Source organism: Gordonia sputi NBRC 100414, from assembly GCF_000248055.1.
GTDB lineage: Bacteria > Actinomycetota > Actinomycetes > Mycobacteriales > Mycobacteriaceae > Gordonia > Gordonia sputi.
This window is the reverse complement of the sequence record NZ_BAFC01000059.1, coordinates 19,950-37,591: the sequence shown is the minus strand read 5'-3', so window position 1 is coordinate 37,591 and position 17,642 is coordinate 19,950. Positions and strand designations below refer to the sequence as shown.

At 65.2% G+C, this 17,642-nt stretch carries 13 protein-coding genes and 1 pseudogene; 10 read left to right on the top strand and 4 right to left on the bottom strand.

Annotation, left to right across the window (positions count from 1 at the left end):
* Positions 1-44: 44 nt before the first annotated feature.
* The 4 genes and pseudogenes from GOSPT_RS09935 to GOSPT_RS09920 form a co-directional block, all read right to left on the bottom strand.
* Positions 45-584, bottom strand: coding sequence for a CGNR zinc finger domain-containing protein (locus GOSPT_RS09935; protein ID WP_039855515.1), 540 nt, complete (start codon positions 582-584; stop codon positions 45-47).
* Positions 585-781: 197 nt separating this feature from the next.
* Entirely contained in the window at positions 782-1,780 is a 999-nt protein-coding gene (locus tag GOSPT_RS09930) for a ChuX/HutX family heme-like substrate-binding protein (protein WP_168431362.1), read from the bottom strand.
* A 35-nt stretch (positions 1,781-1,815) separates the two neighbouring features.
* Complete coding sequence (locus GOSPT_RS09925) at positions 1,816-3,687, bottom strand: sulfite reductase subunit alpha (protein WP_005205752.1); 1,872 nt, start codon at positions 3,685-3,687, stop codon at positions 1,816-1,818.
* A 1-nt stretch (position 3,688) separates the two neighbouring features.
* A pseudogene (locus tag GOSPT_RS09920) lies at positions 3,689-9,090 on the bottom strand (glutamate synthase-related protein).
* Between the two features lie 409 nt (positions 9,091-9,499).
* Between GOSPT_RS09920 and rpmE the strand changes: the two are divergent.
* The 10 genes from rpmE (at position 9,500) to GOSPT_RS09870 (ending at position 17,611) form a co-directional block, all read left to right on the top strand.
* Positions 9,500-9,727 (top strand): 50S ribosomal protein L31, encoded by a 228-nt coding sequence (gene rpmE, locus GOSPT_RS09915; protein ID WP_005179448.1) that lies wholly within the window; start codon positions 9,500-9,502, stop codon positions 9,725-9,727.
* A gap of 165 nt (positions 9,728-9,892) precedes the next feature.
* On the top strand, positions 9,893-10,999 hold the full coding sequence (prfA, locus tag GOSPT_RS09910) for a peptide chain release factor 1 (RefSeq protein ID WP_005205741.1): 1,107 nt from the start codon (positions 9,893-9,895) through the stop codon (positions 10,997-10,999).
* Between the two features lie 80 nt (positions 11,000-11,079).
* Positions 11,080-11,928 (top strand): peptide chain release factor N(5)-glutamine methyltransferase, encoded by an 849-nt coding sequence (prmC, locus tag GOSPT_RS09905; RefSeq protein ID WP_005205740.1) that lies wholly within the window; start codon positions 11,080-11,082, stop codon positions 11,926-11,928.
* A 35-nt stretch (positions 11,929-11,963) separates the two neighbouring features.
* The gene (locus GOSPT_RS09900) at positions 11,964-12,617 is read left to right on the top strand and encodes an L-threonylcarbamoyladenylate synthase (RefSeq protein ID WP_005205738.1); all 654 of its coding nucleotides are present in this window, start codon (positions 11,964-11,966) and stop codon (positions 12,615-12,617) included.
* Entirely contained in the window at positions 12,617-13,834 is a 1,218-nt protein-coding gene (locus GOSPT_RS09895; RefSeq protein WP_005205736.1) for an MraY family glycosyltransferase, read from the top strand. Before GOSPT_RS09900 ends, GOSPT_RS09895 begins: the two co-directional genes overlap by 1 nt.
* Before the next feature lie 341 nt (positions 13,835-14,175).
* The gene (locus GOSPT_RS09890) at positions 14,176-14,592 is read left to right on the top strand and encodes an ATP synthase subunit I (protein WP_005205734.1); all 417 of its coding nucleotides are present in this window, start codon (positions 14,176-14,178) and stop codon (positions 14,590-14,592) included.
* Positions 14,589-15,359: a F0F1 ATP synthase subunit A gene (atpB, locus tag GOSPT_RS09885; RefSeq protein ID WP_005205732.1), complete on the top strand. Its 771-nt coding sequence runs from the start codon at positions 14,589-14,591 to the stop codon at positions 15,357-15,359. Before GOSPT_RS09890 ends, atpB begins: the two co-directional genes overlap by 4 nt.
* An 86-nt stretch (positions 15,360-15,445) precedes the next feature.
* On the top strand, positions 15,446-15,703 hold the full coding sequence (locus GOSPT_RS09880) for a F0F1 ATP synthase subunit C (RefSeq protein ID WP_005179417.1): 258 nt from the start codon (positions 15,446-15,448) through the stop codon (positions 15,701-15,703).
* A 49-nt stretch (positions 15,704-15,752) separates the two neighbouring features.
* On the top strand, positions 15,753-16,256 hold the full coding sequence (locus GOSPT_RS09875) for a F0F1 ATP synthase subunit B family protein (protein ID WP_005205728.1): 504 nt from the start codon (positions 15,753-15,755) through the stop codon (positions 16,254-16,256).
* 2 nt (positions 16,257-16,258) lie between these two features.
* The gene (locus tag GOSPT_RS09870) at positions 16,259-17,611 is read left to right on the top strand and encodes a F0F1 ATP synthase subunit B/delta (protein ID WP_005205727.1); all 1,353 of its coding nucleotides are present in this window, start codon (positions 16,259-16,261) and stop codon (positions 17,609-17,611) included.
* Positions 17,612-17,642: the final 31 nt, after the last annotated feature.

Sequence of the window (17,642 nt, the reverse complement as noted above, 5' to 3'; positions counted from 1 at the left end):
CTGACGCAGCAGGACGACTGACACACAGTAAGGCCACTGGCGGGTCAGCGTCGCTGGCCTGCGTTGGGATGTGCGGCGCGGTGGCGTCGCACAGCTGCTCGGTTCGCGCACGCCGGTGAGCAGTAGCGCTGCCGCCCGTTGCGCGACGTATCGGCGAAGACATGTGTGCATTCGGCGAGTTCGCATGCACCCATGCGGTCGATGCCGCGTCCGGTGAGGTGCAGCGCGGTCGCGGCAGAGATGAGCACACAGATCTGCTGCCAGCCCGCGACGTCGTCGTCGCGGAAGTGTAGATGCCACCCGGTCTGCGCGTGGTTGGTGAGTCGGGGAGCGGCAGCGTGCTGTAACAGCAAGTCGTTCAAGAGGTCTGCGCGCGTCTGTTCGTCGGTGGCGCGCGCGACATTCCGCCAGTGTTCGAGATAGTCGAGCGTCTGATCTAGGTCGTCGGGACCGATGTCCTCGGCGTCGAACACGAAACCTGCTGTGTCGCATCTGGCGACGAGCTCGTCCGCGTCCCTCGGAGGGCTATTGGCCAAGTCGACGGCCAGCGCAACTGCATCCCGTCCGTAATGGTTGAAATGCACAATGCCATTACATCACAGTGGAGGCATGTCACTCACACACCTCGACCATGCACACCACTGGACCGTTCAGTCGCGCCACCTCACCTCGACGGGTGTGGTTGTCTACCAACGGTGTTCGTGCGGAGCGCTTCGTGTCGTCGAACATGACCTCGCGGCCACACCATCAGCAACCGATCGGGTCGTCGGGCAGGGTCGGTTCAGGCAGCCAGTTCGGCCATCAGGTGATCCCACGCGTCGAACATCGCGGGCGGTACCGCGCCGGTCTGCGTGATCACCATTCCGCATCGCGCGTGGCGGTCGTAGATCTCGATGGACCCGGTCGGACCCCACACACCCTGCGACCAGGTCACCCAGCACTCGGTGACGAGATTGAAGTTGATCATCGCCCGTCCGCGGCCAGACGCCAATAGCATCTGTCCCTCGTGTTCGCGTGCGCCGTCGAGCTGATCGTGATGTAACTGGACACAACCGGGGGCCGTCGCGGCCATCGTCAGTTCCACACCGTGTAGCGCCGCATGCTCGAGCGCAGCGACGGCCTGGCGAGATTCGATGCGTGCGAAGCCTTCTCGTGCCGGCATCGAGGCAAGGCGTGAGACCCCTCCGTCGACGAGGATGCTGTCGGGCTGGGCAACCTGATCGTCGAGCGAGTCGTCGGAACAGACGACGACCTCCGGCGCCTCGTTCGCCATATCGACGTCGGGCGGGCCGTCGGACGAGAACGTGTCGGTAGATAGTCCGATGGCCTCGAATGCCAATCTGTCCGACGCCTCCGTCAGATACGTTGCGTGGGCAGTGTTTCCGTCGGTGTCGAAGAGTCGGAGCATGGGCGGCGCCTGCGCGGCGGGTTCGCTGACGAGAGCGGCGCCGAGATGATCGGGGTGCAGGCGCAACGACACCCTGCCGGGGCGGCAGCGGATCGGCCCGCCCATCACCGTTGGCGTCTCGTGGACGCCGACATCGTTGAGGATGACAGGTCCCGCAACGGTCACACCGACGATCTGATCGAGCAGCGGTAGGTGTGGCCCGATAGCGGAAGCGTTGCCCCGCAACAGATGTCCCGAGAACTGCGGGTCGGCGAGCAATGCGTCGAGGTCGCTGGCATGTGCTGCCCGGTTGCAGCGGCATGCGCCGTCGCGTGCGCAACGTCGCGCGGAGCCGGTTGTCGGTTGTCGGGGATCGGGCGGGTTGGCTGGCATCGTTGCCATCCTTTCAACTGCTTATCGAGGCGAGGTCAGTAGACGTCACGCATGTACCGCTTGTCCTTCTTGAGCTGAGACACCACATCCTGCGCCCCGGAGGCGCTGTGTCCGCCGTGCTCGGCGATGATCTCGTGCAACGCATCGTCGACGTCGCGCGCCATTCGAGTCGCATCGCCGCACACATACAGGTACGCGCCGTCGTCGAGCCAGCGGAAGAGTTCGGCTCCGTGAGCGCGCATCTTGTCCTGCACGTAGACCTTGTGTTCCTGATCGCGTGAGAACGCGAGGTCGAGGCGGTCGAGCAGTCCGTCGGCCACGAACTGGTCTATTTCGTCGCGGTAGATGTGATCGCACGCCTCGTGTTGATCGCCGAAGAACAGCCAGTTGCTGCCCGCCGCACCGCGTTCGGCCCGCTCGTGCAGGAATGCGCGAAACGGAGCGATGCCGGTACCCGGTCCGACCATGACGACCTTCGCGTCGTCGGGTGGGAGGCGGAACGACTTGTTGGGTGTCACGAACACGCCGATCGTCTCGTCGTCGGCGATTCTGTCTGCGAGGTGCGTCGAGCACACCCCACCGCGGTCGCGCTCGCCGGACCGGTAGCGGACCGTCGCCATCGTCAGGTGGACGGTGCCGGCGTGTGCCCGCGGGCTCGACGAGATGGAGTAGACGCGGTGGGCGAGTGGCTGCAACTCCGCGAGGAGTTCGTCGGGGGTGATCGTCAGCGACTCGTCGACGTTGAGCAGATCGAGCACGTCCTTACCCCACAGCCACGCGTCGAGCGCTTCGCGGTCGCCGGTGGAGGCGAGATGGGTGAGTTCGGCATCGCCGCTACGAGCTGCGATGTAGTCGACGAGATACTTCGACGCTGTCGCGATCTCGTAGCGGTGCAGCAGTGCCTTGCGCAGCAGACGCTGCTCCTTGCGATCGACGACCGGTGTCTGCGGTGAGACACCGAGCCTGTCGATGATGCGGTCGACGAGCGCGGGATCGTTGCGCGGTACGACGCTCAGTCCGTCGCCGGGCTCGTAGGTGATGCCACTGTCGCCCAGCGAGATCACCAGGTGCCGAACCTCTTTGGCCGAACCGGTGCCGGAGAGAACGCTGTTGGCGATCACCGTCGCCGGGTAGGGATTCTTGCGACCCCACGTCGACTTGCGTTGGCGTGCCGGCTTCGGCGACTTCGCTGCGTCGGATCTGCCGGTCCCAGTGATCTCGACGTCAGTGATCTCGGCGACGGTCGTCGCGGCTCCGGTTTCGCCCGCCTGCGCATCGGTCGACGATTCGGGTTCAGATGTGGCCTGCGCGAACAGGGGTAGTGCCCGCGCCAGCCACTCGTCGGCCGTCTGCTGATAGTCGACATCGCAGTCGACACGTTCGACGACCCGTGTCGCACCTAGTTCCGCGAGCCGCGTGTCGACATTCTTGCCCGCCTGACAGAAGCCATCGTAGATCGAATCCCCGAGTGCGAGAACGCCGAATGTCAGCCCGTCGAGTCGACCGACCTCGGGCGCGGCGAGTGCCTGCCAGAAGTCCTCGGCGTCGTCTGGCATGTCGCCCTCACCGTAGGTCGACGTGACGACGAGCAGTCGAGTCGTCGTGCCGAGCGTGGCGAGGTCGAGGTCGGCAAGGTCGCTGACTCGTGCATCGAGGCCGATCTCCGCGGCCTTCGCCTTCGCCTTCTCGGCGAGCATCTCCGCGTTTCCGGTCTGGGTGCCATAGGCGATGAGCAATGGCTGGGACTGTCCGGCCGACGTCGATTCGGCCTGCGTGTGTCCGACGCCGAGCGCAGAGGCCGGTTGCGGCATGGTCATTCTCGTGTTCAGGCCCGCGAGGAAGCCTGCAAGCCAAGCTTTCTGGTCGCCCGTGAAGGGAATGTCGGTGGGAATATAGGGCAGTTGCATGTCATCCCGCCTTCGGGTGTGAGAGAGGTGCGATGTCGTCTGCCGCGACGGGGCTGTGTGGTGTCGCTGCCGCGACGGGGCTGTGCGGCTCCGCAGCCGCGAGTGCCTCGACGACCGTCGGCACGGTCCGCGAAGCGAACAGGGCGTCGAAGTCGGGGAGTGAACCCAACACGTCACGGATGTGGTTGTCCTGGTGCATGATCCAGCCGTAGGTCGCCGGCGCGTCGACGGAGCGCACGTTGCGGGCGGCGAGCGCCCGCTTGTAGTCGTCGATCCGTTTGGCGGAGATGAGCGCGGCGATCTGTTGTTCGTCGTAGTCGGCGAGGATGTCGCGGACGAACGTGCCCACGCGTGTGATGAGGTCGAAGTCTTCGGTCAGGACGAGGTTGCGTGCGGCTCGCGCGACGAGGTGTTCCGACCGCGAATCCGCACCGACGACCGTCGATCTCGAACGACGTAGACGCGTCTGGGCGATCTCGCGGGCGAGATGGAACACGGTGAACGCGTTGAGGAGCCGGTACATCGTGGCGTCATCGGTGTGACCGTAATCGGGGACGAGGCCGTCGAGTATCGGCGTCTGGCTTTTGACATGTCGCTTGAGAGTCCTGATTTGATCGGTGGCGATGGACCCGGACAGTTCGTCGACGAGTGCGCGGTGACCGATCGTGGCCAACAGCGTCGGGGCGTCCTGATGAGTCACCAGGGCGCGCGGCATCGCGTAGCTGATGTAGTGCCGCTCGGTCTCCCAGTTCTCGAGGAGCCGGGTGGCGAGTGCGGAACCGGTTGCCTCCGCATGCATCTCGAGGAGTAGGTGGACCGCGTGGTGGTGGATTGGTGCGAGCGGGTCGTCGACTCCCGTGATCGCCCCGACGAGCACCGAGTCCGAACTGATCCGGTCGGCGAGCACACAGGCCGGATCGTATTGATAGAGGAAGCCGCCGCTCATGCCGTTGCCGAGTCCTCGGCCGAATCCGCCGATGTTGAGGACGGCGCCGTTGGTCATGTATTCACAACCGAACTCGCCGATGCCCTCGACCACTGCGGTGGCACCCGAATTGCGTACGGCGAAGCGGTCTCCGGCTTCACCTTCGACGAACAGGCGTCCACCGGTGCCCCGAACAGTGCGAAGTTGCCGACCAGGACGTTGCCGCCCTCCGCGGGCGAACCTCCACCGGGAGAGCGCACCACGACCGCGCCGCCCGACATCGACTTTCCCACACCGTCGTTGCACGTACCGGTGTGCTCGAGGCGCAGGCCGTCGTTGCAGAAGGCGCCGTAGGACAACCCTGCAGACCCCGACGTGGGGATGGTGACGGAATCGGGTGCGAGATAACGACGCCCGCGTTCGTCGACGTAGACGGTCGGCGCCAGGTCGATGTGTTCGGAAGCGGGGTCGTCGGGTGCGGTGTGGTTGAGGACGCGCTCGATGTCGACGGCCAGTTGCGCACCGACACTCTTGTTCCGATTGCCGAGGATCGTCGGGGTGGTGACGACACTGGTGGCCCCGGCGTCGAAGAGCGACTCGCGCACCTGGGTCAGCAGCGAGTCGTCGACGGAGAAGTCGGCCTCGAGGTAGACCGGATCGGTGATGACTTCGCCGTCGACGCGCGCGAGGAGCGGCGCGGTGTCGAGGCGCCCGACTATCGCAGGGTGGTCGATTCCGACGAGTAGGTCGGTGCGACCGCGTGCCGCGCGCAGATCTCCGAGTGCGAGGTCGGCGAGAATCTCCCGCACATCGTGCGCGACGTTGAGCAGGTACTGCGCCATGGCGCGCGGATCCCCGTCGAACAGTTCGGGATTGGTCGTGAGGCCAGCCGGACACTTGATGTTGCAGTTCTTGGCCATCACGCAGCCCATCATCATCAGGGCGGCGGTACCGAACTCGAAGCTGTCGGCACCGAGTAGTGCCGAGACCACGACGTCGCGACCTGTCTGATGAGCCCCCGACGCGCGGAGGACGACCTTGTCGCGGAGACCGTGCGCGCAGAGCGCCTGGTGCACTTCGGCGAGGCCGATCTCGGCTGCACGTCCGGCGTAGCGCAGGCTGGTGACCGACGCCGCGCCGGTGCCGCCGGTGTTCCCGGCGACGTTGATCACGTCGGCGCCTGCCTTGGCGACTCCGACGGCGATGGTTCCGATGCCCTCCGACGACACCAGCTTCACGATCACACGCACCCGCGCTGCTTTGCAGTCGTGGATGAGTTGCGCGAGATCCTCGATCGAGTACGTGTCGTGATGCGGTGGGGGAGAGACGAGTTCGACGCCCGGAGTGCCGCCGCGGGCCGCGGCGATCTCGACGGTGACCTTGGGTGCCGGAAGTTGCCCTCCCTCACCCGGTTTCGCGCCCTGGCCGATCTTGATCTCGAGTTCGGTGAGCATGGGGTCGGCGAGGTACCCCGCCCAGATTCCGAATCTTCCCGACGCGAACTGCTTGATCCTCGACGCACGCAGCGTGCCGTATCTCGAAAAGTGCTCGCCGCCTTCGCCGCTGTTCGACAACGCGCCGACCATGTTGGTGCCGTGGGCAATTGCTTCGTGTGCCTGGGCTACGAGGGCGCCATGACTCATGGCTCCGGACGCGAAGGTTGCGGTGATCTCATGGGCGGGCTGCACATCTGTCAGCCCACGGGGTGTCTCGGCACGACGAAGGTCGAGGACGTCGCGCACGGCGCTCGGGCGTTCCGCCCGGGTCCGCGCGAGGTCGTCGGCGAATGCGCGGTAGGCATCGGTGATGGAGAATGCGTCGATCTCGGCATCGCTGAGCCTGTCGTAGCTGCTCGACGAGTACAACTGCGCGGTCTCGCCGAACGCGTCGTCGAGGTCGCCGAGCGTGAGCAGTCGTAGAAGATCCGTGGCACCGGCCTCGTCGGCGCGAACGGAGTCGACTGTCGCCGTGACGAATTGCAGCTTCTCCGAGGTCATCTGGCCGTAGCCGCGGACAGCCGCGACGCCGAAGGAGTGGCCTGCGCCGTCGGACCGTTCCTTGAAGAGCCCGAGCAGTGGGAGGTCTTTGTCCGACGACGCGGCCGGTGTGGCCATCGCGGCTCGGTGAGCACCCGTGATGGCGTCGACGACGTCGGCAAGCGCGGCTCCACCGGCCGGCGAGCGCATCGTCGGAAACCATTCTGCGAGTATGGGGTCGGAGGTGTCGAGGAAGTTCGGCTCGAAGAACTCGCCACCGATGTAGCTCTCGACGGTGCACAATCCGACGCGGCCCATGGTCTTCATGAGTGACTTCGTGGCTGCCGCAGCCCAGCGAGCGAATCCCGTCGCCGCATCCTGTGGATCACCGGAGCGCGTGGCGCGTCGCGCAACCGAATGTGGATGTGCCGCAGCGGCTCCGAAGCCGAGGATCGCGGCAAGATGATGCGACGACTCGATCTGGCCCGAATCCGCCACTAGGGACACGCGTAGCCGTGTGCCCGAGGCGATCAGGCGCTGGTTGACCGCAGAGACGAGGAAGATCATCGGCAAAGCGGCACGATCGGCCCGGATCGCACGGTCGCTGAGGACCGCGATTCCGCCGGTGGCGGAGGCGAACTCGACAACCTGGGTGCACACTCGCTCCACGGCGTCGACGACCGCGGCGGTGTCGTCGCCTGCCGTATTGGCACCCTCGGCTACCTCCGGCAATGCGAAAGTGGCGTCGAAGACGCGGACGGGGGATTCGTCCTGTGCGAGCAACACGCCGAGTGCGGCAGCGTCGAGAATCGGTGACGGGATGATGATCTGACGGTTCGAATGCGCTGTTGCCGTGGCGATCTCGCTGATCTGGGGTCGGGCGCAGAGCGCAACGCGCAGCGACATCCCGTCCGCTTCACGGATACTGTCCAGCGGTGGGTTGGTGACCTGCGCGAATCGCTGCGAGAAGTAACGGGCGACGCTGGGCTCCCGATTGGTGAGCGCATTGATCGCGTTGCCGAAACCCATTGCGGAGACGCGTTCGACACCGTCGTCGATCATCGGGTCGACGAAGTACCGCAGGCTTTCCTGGTCGAGGTGATACGCGCGGAAGCGTTGATGGTCCGTCAGCGTCGGATCGTCGCAGGGAAGGGTCGGCGAATCGCCGTTCTCGGGACTGCGTGAAGAGTGTTGTGGCGCAAGCGCTGTCAGTTCGACCCGCGCGGCATCCAGGAGTGCCGGGTAGTCGCGTGCCGCGGCGAGCTTCGCGTACGCCTGTTCGGTGGTGTAGCTGCGGTGCTCGCGATGGTCGTAGTAGATCATCCCGCCCGCGGAGACACGCCCACGGGCGATCACGCGCTCCGGTGGGAACGAGATCTGTCCCGCCTCAGAGAACGCGCACAGGTAGTCGGCGGTCTCGACGGTGCGCAGGGGGCGTAGTCCGAGTCGGTCCAGGCGTGCGCCGATGACAGTGCCGTCGCCGAACACCACGGCCGCCGGGCCATCGTTCTTCTCCTCGTAGAGAGAGAAGTACTCGAACATCGCCCGAACCTCGGGGGCGAGTGTCGTGTCGTTCTCCCAGGCGGGCGGCATCATCGACACGATCGCGGTGACGAGGTCGACGCGCTCGGACACGACACGCGCGGCGACGGTCTGGTCGAGTCTGCTGGAATCGGATTGGCCCGGCGGTCGCGAGATGGTCTTCCCGGATGCCGCGGCCGCGGTGACCTGCGCGATGCGGTTCTTCTTGTCGGTGTTGAGCTCGCCATTGTGTGCGAGGAGCCGGAATGGCTGGGCCATCGTGGGATGCGGGTCGGTGTTGGTGGAGAAGCGCGTGTGGAAATACAGCGTGTGGACGCGGTGGTCCGGATCGGCGAGGTCGGTGAAGTAGTCGACGACCTCGTTCGACGAGAGCCTGCCCTTGAGGACCTGCGTGCGTGCGGACAGCGACAGGGGATAGAGGCCCGCGAACTCGTCTGAGGTGTAGGCGATCGACTCGATGTGCAGCAGTGCCTGCTGGACAAGGTGGTCGAGATCGGCCGGATCGGGGCAGGGATCGGGTGCGGCGAACACCCATTGCCGGATCGGGAGCTGCGCTGCCGCGGATGCGGGCCGCAGCACCGAGGGGTCGACGGGAACATCGCGCACGCACAGGTCGGTGAATCCGCGGTCGTGCATCGTGCGCTCGATGAGTCGCGTGGCTCTCGCTGCTGCGGCCGGCGACGGCGGGAGGAAGAAGTTGCCGACGCAGAATCGGCCGAGCTCGAGGTCGGGTCGGCCGGTCACCGAACGAAAGAAGCGTCGGGACAGATCCATGGACACGCCGCCACCGTCGCCGATGCCGAGCGCCGACATTCCACCTCGGTGGGGTACCGAACAGAGCGCCTCACGTGCCATGTCAATGACGTCATGCGTTGCCCTGCCGTCTTTGCGCGTGAGGAAGCCGACGCCGCAGCTGCTCTTTTCGTCGCTGTGATCCCACACCAGGTGTGGTCTCCGGATCGCGTGCACGCAGGTCCTCTCGTAGGGATGTGGGTTCTAGATGCGAATGCAACCCGCTGCGGCGTTGGAGCGGCTCGCACGACTATAACTTAGGTAAGGCACAGTAAACTAAGGCTTACCTTCACAAGAAGCGTCGACGCACGTCTTCGACGCGTCACGTATGCACGTTTACGCAGCGTGTGGCGCTTTCGGCGGAGTGAGAGCTGCGCCGGAATGAATACGGGTGGGGCCGTGTTGAGGCGGGTGACAGGCAGTCGAGTCGGTTCCGGCGCCCGCGGTCGTCGCCAACCAGCAGGTTGCGATTTCCGTCTGGGCCTGGGGCGATGGCATACTGATCGGTCGAGTCCGGTACCGGTTCACACCGCCGAATCGCGGCGGTGACCCGGCGACCATAGAAAGGGACACCAGAATGAAGCAGGGAATTCACCCCGACTACCACGTGACCACGGTCGTTTGCGGCTGTGGCAACACCTTCGAGACCCGCAGCACCGCCGAGAACGGTCGGATCAACGTCGAAGTCTGCTCGCAGTGCCACCCGTTCTACACGGGCAAGCAGAAGATCCTCGACACCGGCGGCCGCGTCGCGCGCTTCGAGAAGCGCTACGGCAAGCGCACCAAGAACGCAGACGCCAAGTAGCTATCCCGACGACGCCCGCCCGGTCAGACAGACCGGGTCGGGCGTCGTTTTCGTTGTGCCAGGCGTTGTATTTGTCAGGCCAGGCGTCGTTTTGGTTGGGCCAGGCGTCGGTTGGTGTGGTCAGGCGTCGATTCGTCGGGCGAGGAAGTATCAGGAGGACGAGCGGTGAACAAGAGCGCGCAGACGCGCGACGCTTCAGGCGGCGCCAACGGCGGAGCCATCGATGACATTCTGGCCGAGCACGCCGGGCTCGAGCAGCAGCTCTCCGACCCTTCGTTGCACGACGATCCGTCGCATGCGCGACGGGTGGGCAAGCGATTTGCTGAGCTCGCGCCGATCATGGCGACGTATTCGAAGCTGCAGACCGCGCGCGATGACCTCGCCGCCGCACAGGAACTCGCCGCAGACGACGCGGCGTTCGCCGAGGAGATTCCCGCTCTCGAGGCTGCGGTCGAATCTCTGGACGCGACGCTGACCGATCTGCTCGCACCGCGCGATCCGCACGATTCCGACGACGTCGTGTTGGAGATCAAGTCGGGTGCAGGCGGCGAGGAGTCGGCGCTGTTCGCCTCCGACCTGGCACGCATGTATCTCAAGTACTGCGAGCGGCACGGATGGAAGGCCCAGGTCCTCGGTGTCACCGAGTCCGATCTCGGGGGCTACAAGGAGGCCACGCTGTCGATCAAGGGCCGCGAGCCCTCGCGCGACGGTGTGTGGTCGCGACTGAAGTTCGAGGGCGGCGTGCACCGCGTGCAACGTGTCCCGGTGACCGAGTCGCAGGGGCGTATCCACACGTCGGCCGCGGGCGTGCTGATCTATCCGGAGCCCGAGGAGGTCGAGGAGGTCGAGATCGACGAGTCCGACCTGCGGATCGACGTCTACCGGTCGTCGGGCAAGGGTGGGCAGGGCGTCAACACCACCGACTCGGCGGTTCGTCTCACCCACCTACCCACCGGGATCGTCGTGACCTGCCAGAACGAGCGGTCGCAGCTTCAGAACAAAGCCCGTGCCATGCAGGTGCTCGCTGCGCGGTTGCAATCCGCTGCCGAGGAGGAGGCCGACGCCGCGGCCGCGGAGGGCAGGGCTGCGCAGATCCGGACGGTCGATCGATCCGAACGCATCCGCACCTACAACTTTCCGGAGAACCGGATCACCGATCACCGGATCGGATACAAGGCAAACAATCTCGATGCCGTGCTGAATGGCGACATGGACGCACTGCTCGACGCACTCGTGGCCGCGGATCGTCAGGCGCGGCTCGAGGCCGAGTGAGGTCGATCGTCGTGACAAGTGACCGGCTGACGCCAGCGGTGTCTGCGGCCCAAGAGTCATCTGCGGCCCAAGAGTCATCTGTGGCGTCGGAGATATCTGCGGCGACATCGCTGCTCGCGGAGGCCGGGATCGATTCGGCGCGAAGCGACGCGGAGTGGTTGTTGGCGCACGTCCTCGACGTCGGTCGGGGCTCTCTGGCCTTCGCCGACGGACCAGACGCGGGTCACCGGAAACGGTATCGCGAACTCGTTGCGCAGCGTGCGCGTCGAATTCCGTTGCAGCACATCATCGGTCGCGCAGCGTTCGGCCCCATCGACCTGGCCGTCGGCCCCGGGGTGTTCGTGCCGCGGCCCGAGACCGAGCTGATGCTCGAATGGGCCGTCGAGAATCTTCGCGGTATCCCACACCCGCTCGTCGCCGATCTGTGCAGCGGCAGCGGAGCCCTTGCGATCGCGATCGCCGAGTCGGTGCCGTCGGCCCGTGTGGTGGCGGTCGAGAAGTCGGCGTCGGCATTGTTGTGGCTACGCCGGAATGTCGAGAACCTCGGTGTCGGCGATCGGGTGGCAGTTCTCGGCGCCGATGTCACCGACCACGCGCAACTGCGCGATCACATCCCCGACGGCTCGCTCGACCTCATCGTGGCGAACCCGCCCTATGTGCCCACCGACACCGACGTCTCGCCCGAGGTCGAAGCGGATCCTGCCGAAGCCGTGTTCGCCGGTCACGACGGCATGAGCGTGATCACGCCGCTCGCCGACGTCGCCGCGCGACTGTTGGCAGTCGACGGGCGCATCGCCGTCGAACATGACGATTCGACGTCGTCCCAGGTGGTCGGGGCACTTGAGACGACCGGGCGATTCGACGACGTCGTTGCGCGCCTCGACCTCGCTGGTCGGCCGCGGGTCGTGACCGCGCGCCGTCGACCTTGATCCGGGCCAGACGTGTCGCGTGAAAGGATGAACGGGTGAGTACCGTTTTCGATTGCTCTGACGAGGCAATCCGCTCCGCCGGAATCCAGGCGGCCGTGGGGGCAGCCAAGGCGGGACGCCTGATCGTCACACCGACCGACACCGTCTACGGCATCGGCTGCAACGCGTTCGACGCCGAGGCCGTCACCGATCTCCTGGCCGCGAAACACCGGGGACGCGACATGCCGGTCCCGGTTCTGGTTGGCTCCTGGCATTCCATCGACGGTCTCGTCTTGTCGGTGTCGGCCGTGGCGCGCAGCCTTGTCGAGGCGTTCTGGCCGGGCAGCGTGAGTCTCGTCGTCGAACAGGCTCCGTCGCTCGCCTGGGATCTCGGCGACACGTCGGGCACCGTGATGTTGCGGATGCCGCTGCATCCGGTGGCCATCGAGGTGCTGCGCGAGGTCGGGCCAATGGCGGTTTCGAGTGCCAACGTGTCGGGCAGGCCTCCCGCCATCACGTGCGACGATGCCCGCGAGCAGCTCGGCGACTCGGTGTCGGTGTACCTCGACGGTGGGAGGGCGCCCAAGGGGGAGCCGTCGACCATCGTCGACATCACCGGATCCACACCCCGCGTGCTGCGCGAGGGGGCAGTGACCACGGCCGAGGTGGCAGAGGTGCTCGACGTCGATCCGGCCAGCCTGGTCAACTGATGCTCGAGCCCGTCACCGGTACCAGCATGGTCGTCGCGGACATGCTGTCTGCCGACTCCGGCTCGGGCGGTGCCGGTGTTCCGCTGCGCGAGTTGCTGCTGGTCGGGCTGACCGCGGCGGCCATCACATACCTGCTGACATCGCTGGTCCGTGTGATCGCGATCCGAGTGGGTGCGGTGGCTGTGCCCCGTGTCCGAGACGTGCACACCATTCCCACCCCGCGACTCGGCGGAGTCGGCATGTTCGCCGGCGTGGTCGCGGCTATCGTCCTGGCCGCCAATCTCCCTGCGCTCAACCGGGGTTTCGCCTACACCAACGACATGGGGGCGGTGGTGACCGCAGGGGCGGTCATCGTCATCGTCGGGATCATCGACGACCGGTGGGGACTCGACGCACTGACGAAGTTCGTCGGTCAGCTGACCGCGGCGGGCGTCATGGTGGTGATGGGAGTGAGCTGGCTGCAGGTGCCCGTCCCGTTCGGAAACATCGGGACCATCGTCCTCGACCCGTTCCAGTCAGGACTCCTGACAGTCGTGATCACCGTCGCCACCATCAACGCCGTCAACTTCATCGACGGACTCGACGGTCTCGCCGCGGGACTCGGACTCATCTCCGCGTCGGCCATCTGCATGTTCTCGCTCGGGCTGCTTCGCGATCAGGGGGGCGACGTCAGCTACTACCCACCCGCGCTGATCTCGGTCGCACTCGCGGGCGCCTGCCTCGGGTTCCTTCCGCACAACTTCTCGCCTGCGAGGATCTTCATGGGGGACTCGGGTGCGATGCTCATCGGCTTGATGCTCGCGGCGGCGTCGACGAGTGCGTCGGGCCGTATCGCGGTGAATGCGTACGGTCCTGCCGACGTGTTCACACTGCTCTCGCCCCTGATCCTGGTTGCGGCGGTTGTCTTCATTCCGATGCTCGACATGCTGATGGCGGTGGTGCGACGCACCAGGGCAGGCGTCGGGTTCTATACGCCCGACAAGCTGCACCTGCATCACCGCCTGCTCGAACTGGGGCATTCACAGCGTCGCGTTGCGCTGATCATCTACCTCTGGGTGGGCATCCTGGCGTTCTCGGTGGCTGCGAGCACGATCTTCCCGATGTCGGTGGTCGTGCCTGCGTTTGCAGCCGGTCTCGTGGTCGCGATGTTGGCGACAATGGCACCTCGGCTTCAGCGGCGCATCGCGGAGCTGCGGACCGCGCGGGCCCTACGTTGACCACACGTCCTCAGTGGCAGCAGTGAATGATCGAAAGGCCAGGTAGGGGCCGATTCGGCAGGGTGGGGGACGGTCGGCCGACCGGTTAGGTAACCGGACAGTAAAATCGTGTACTATCAGCTGTAGTACTTGAGGGGGAAGCGTATGACGCGCCACGGGCGCGACGTGCCCCCACCTCGGGAAGCCAACACGTTCTGCGAGGCCACCCCCCGGTGACCACGGCAAGCCGTGTTGATAAGGTCACTGCAAATGCAGAGCGTACGCTCGGCGGCACCTGCCGCGAAGACGGACGCTCATAGCCTGATGCCCTTGGCATTGAGGCGTTCACGTGAGGAGAGGCAATGGCGACGTCCGCCCCTGACTCGGCTCCCGTGTATTACCCGCCCGCGCCGACCGGCCTCCGACGACCGGCGATCATCGCCGCCGTACTGACCGTCATCGTCGCGATCATTGCGGTGTTCCTCGGGAGCTGGTTGTTCCCGCTGTTCTTCGCAATCGGTGTGGTCGCCGTCTTCATCAACACCAAGATGGTCATCATGTCCGTCGAACGTGTTGCGGCAGAAGAGAATCCTCGCAAGAAACTGCTCGCCGTCAACTCTGCCGCACGCCTCGGAGCCATCACTGTGCTCGCGCTGGCGGCGGCGTTCCTGTTCCGGCCCGAAGGGCTGGGCGTGATGTTCGGACTCGCTCTCGGCCAGGTTGTCCTGGTGCTGAACACGGTGATTCCGGTGATGAAAGGACTTCGTAAGCAGCTATGATCGCATCGACTTACGGCGCCGATACCCTCGTGCTGGCCGAGGCCCAGATCGAGGTCGGCCACCACAAGCAGGTGGAATGGCTGGGCATGACGTGGAACATCGACACGATCATCGCCACCGCCATCGCGGCAGTGATCGTGATCGCGCTCGCGTTCTTCGTGCGCTCGCGGATGACCTCCAAGCGTCCCAATTCGGTGCAGTTGTTCTTCGAGGCCGTCACCACACAGATGCGCAGCCAGATCGAGAACTCGATGGGCATGAAGGTCGGCGGCTTCGTCCTACCCCTTGCCGTCACCCTCTTCACGTTCATCCTCATCGCGAACTGGCTGTCGGTGCTGCCATTGCAGTACGCCGACTCCGAGGGCAAGAGCGCCGAGGTGTTCGCGCCCGCGGCCAGCGATGTCAACTTCTGTTACGCCCTCGCGTTGTTCGTCTTCGTCTGGTACATGGCTGCCGGAATCCGACGCCGCGGACCGATCGGTCACTTCAAGCGTCTGGTCAAGGGTCACGTCGCATTCCTGGCCCCGATCAACATCATCGAAGAGATCGCGAAGCCTGTTTCGCTCTCCCTCCGTCTTTTCGGCAACATGTTCGCAGGCAGCATCATGGTCGCGCTGATCGCGCTGTTCCCCGCCTACATCATGTGGGCGCCGAACGCGATCTGGAAGTCGTTCGACCTGTTCGTCGGCCTCATCCAGGCATTCATCTTCTCCCTGCTGACCGTGCTGTACTTCAGCCAGGCCATGGAGACGGACGAAGACCACTAGCTAGTCCGACCCCGGCCGGCACCGCGTCGGTCGGACCTTAGACCTGGCAATCCGATTGCCAGTATCACCCGAAAGGAAAGTTCTCAATGGATCCGAATCTGATTGGTCTGGGCGCGTTGATCGGTGGCGGCCTCATCATGGGTGGCGGCGCAATCGGTGCCGGCGTCGGTGACGGTATCGCCGGTTCCGCCTTGATCTCCGGCATCGCACGTCAGCCGGAGGCACAGGGCCGTCTGTTCACTCCGTTCTTCATCACCGTCGGTCTGGTCGAGGCCGCGTACTTCATCAACCTCGCGTTCATGGCGCTGTTCGTGTTCGCCACCCCGATTTCCGGCCAGTCCTGATCTTCCCGGTTTTAGTCGGGTTCCTCGAACAACAAGGGACATCTGAACCATGAATCTCGCCGCAGAGAACTTCTTGATCCCCAATGGCACGTTCTTCGCGTGTCTGCTGATCTTCGTCGTCGTGCTGATCGTGATCCGCGCGTGGATCGTGCAACCGATTGTCAAGGTGCTCGACGAACGGCAGGCACGGGTCGCGAAGACTGCTGAGGACAACAATGCCGCTGCGGCGATCTACGAGGACGCCGACCGGGAGTATCAGGCCCGAATGAAGGAAGCCCGCGCCGACGCGACCAGAATCCGGGACGAAGCGCGGGCCAAGGGGAACGAGGAGTTGTCGGATGCGAAGCGGCGTGCAAAGGATGAGGCCGACGCCGCTCTCGCGAAGATCTCCGCAGACCTCAAGGTTGAGGCCGACAACGCCATGACCGAGGCCAAGCGCGACGTCGACTCACTGTCGCGGACGCTTGCTGACCGTGTTCTCGGGACACAGGGTGCCGGCGTGCAAAGTTCAGGGGCGACGACCGCCTCGCCAGAGACTGAGACGGTGAAGTAGCAGTGGACGTATTTATCGGACAGCTTGTCGGCTTTCTGCTCATCATTGCGCTGTTGTGGAAGTTCGTCGTGCCGTTCTTGCGGAAGACCGTGAAGAGCGCACAGGACGTCGTCGACCAGCAGGTGGCCGAGAGCGATGCGGCCAAGGCGCGCCTCGAAGACGCCAAGGTCGCACACGAGCGCTCGATCGAGCAGGCCAAGGTCGAGGCCAAACAACTACACGAGGGTGCGATCGAGGATGCCAAGGGCATCGCCGACGACCTGCACAAGCAGGCCGACGTCGAGGTCAAGCGCATCTCCGAGCACGGCAAGGCGCAGGGCGAACTCATTCGCACGTCGATGGTCCGCCAGTTGCGTAGCGAGCTCGGACTCACCGCGGTCGATGGCGCAGGCAAGATCGTGCGCGATCACCTCGCCGACCCGGCCAACCAGTCGGAGACCGTCGATCGGGTCATCGACGAGCTCGCGGCCATGTCGCGGGGCGGACAGCCCTCGACCGGGGTGCCGAGTTCGAGTGAACTGATCGGGTTGCACTCGATGCACGCCGCCAGCCGTGACGCGGCACGTGCGGTCGCGCGCGAGTTCAGCTCCAACACCGAGGGTAAGTCTCCGCAGGAGTTGCTCGCGGCCAGCGAGGATCTCACGCAGATCATCGACTTCCTCCAGCACAACCCGGTGCTGCGGAAGAAGTTCACCGAGGACGAGGATTTCCCGGCCCTCAAGAAGCAGTTGGTGCACAGTCTGTTCGACGGCAAGGCATCGCCGATCGCGGTCGAGGTCGTTGCGTCCGCCGTTGCTCAGCACTGGTCGCAGCCCAACGACATCCTGGTCGCGCTGCGCAGACAGAACGCGCTGGTGGTACTCACTGCGGCTGAGCGTGACGGTCAGATCGAACAGGTCGAGGACGAACTGTTCCGGGTGAGCCGTCTACTCGAGGCGAATCCCACGCTCGCCTCATTGCTGACCGACTTCACCAAGCCGGCCGACAGGCGTAACGCCCTGCTCACCGGGCTGCTGGGGAGCCAGATCGGCAATTACACCGCGCACCTGCTCACCCAGACGATCAGCCTCCTCAACGGGCAGCCCGCGGAGTCCGCTGTCGACCAGCTCGCGCAATTGGCCGCGGCCATGCGTGGCGAAACAGTCGCCCATGTGGTGTCTGCAGCCGAATTGAGCGATGCTCAGAAGCAACGTCTCGGTGGAGTGCTCGCCGAGATCTACCACCGCAAGATCTCGGTGCAGACCGAGATCGACCCGTCGATCATCGGCGGACTGCGTATCGGTGTCGGAGACGAGGTCATCGAGGCCGACATCGCGACACGCCTGGCAAAAGCAGCGGAGACACTGCCGAGGTAGCCGCGTCTCGCAGTCGCGAACGACACCTCAC

What these genes read in the sequence shown, in the direction of transcription:
- GOSPT_RS09930 (WP_168431362.1), bottom strand. Translation starts at nt 1,780, where the DNA reads ATGCCAGCCAACCCGCCCGATCCCCGACAACCGACAACCGGCTCCGCG.
- GOSPT_RS09925 (WP_005205752.1), bottom strand. Translation starts at nt 3,687, where the DNA reads ATGCAACTGCCCTATATTCCCACCGACATTCCCTTCACGGGCGACCAG.
- rpmE (WP_005179448.1), top strand. Translation starts at nt 9,500, where the DNA reads ATGAAGCAGGGAATTCACCCCGACTACCACGTGACCACGGTCGTTTGC.
- GOSPT_RS09895 (WP_005205736.1), top strand. Translation starts at nt 12,617, where the DNA reads ATGCTCGAGCCCGTCACCGGTACCAGCATGGTCGTCGCGGACATGCTG.
- GOSPT_RS09890 (WP_005205734.1), top strand. Translation starts at nt 14,176, where the DNA reads ATGGCGACGTCCGCCCCTGACTCGGCTCCCGTGTATTACCCGCCCGCG.
- atpB (WP_005205732.1), top strand. Translation starts at nt 14,589, where the DNA reads ATGATCGCATCGACTTACGGCGCCGATACCCTCGTGCTGGCCGAGGCC.
- GOSPT_RS09880 (WP_005179417.1), top strand. Translation starts at nt 15,446, where the DNA reads ATGGATCCGAATCTGATTGGTCTGGGCGCGTTGATCGGTGGCGGCCTC.
- GOSPT_RS09875 (WP_005205728.1), top strand. Translation starts at nt 15,753, where the DNA reads ATGAATCTCGCCGCAGAGAACTTCTTGATCCCCAATGGCACGTTCTTC.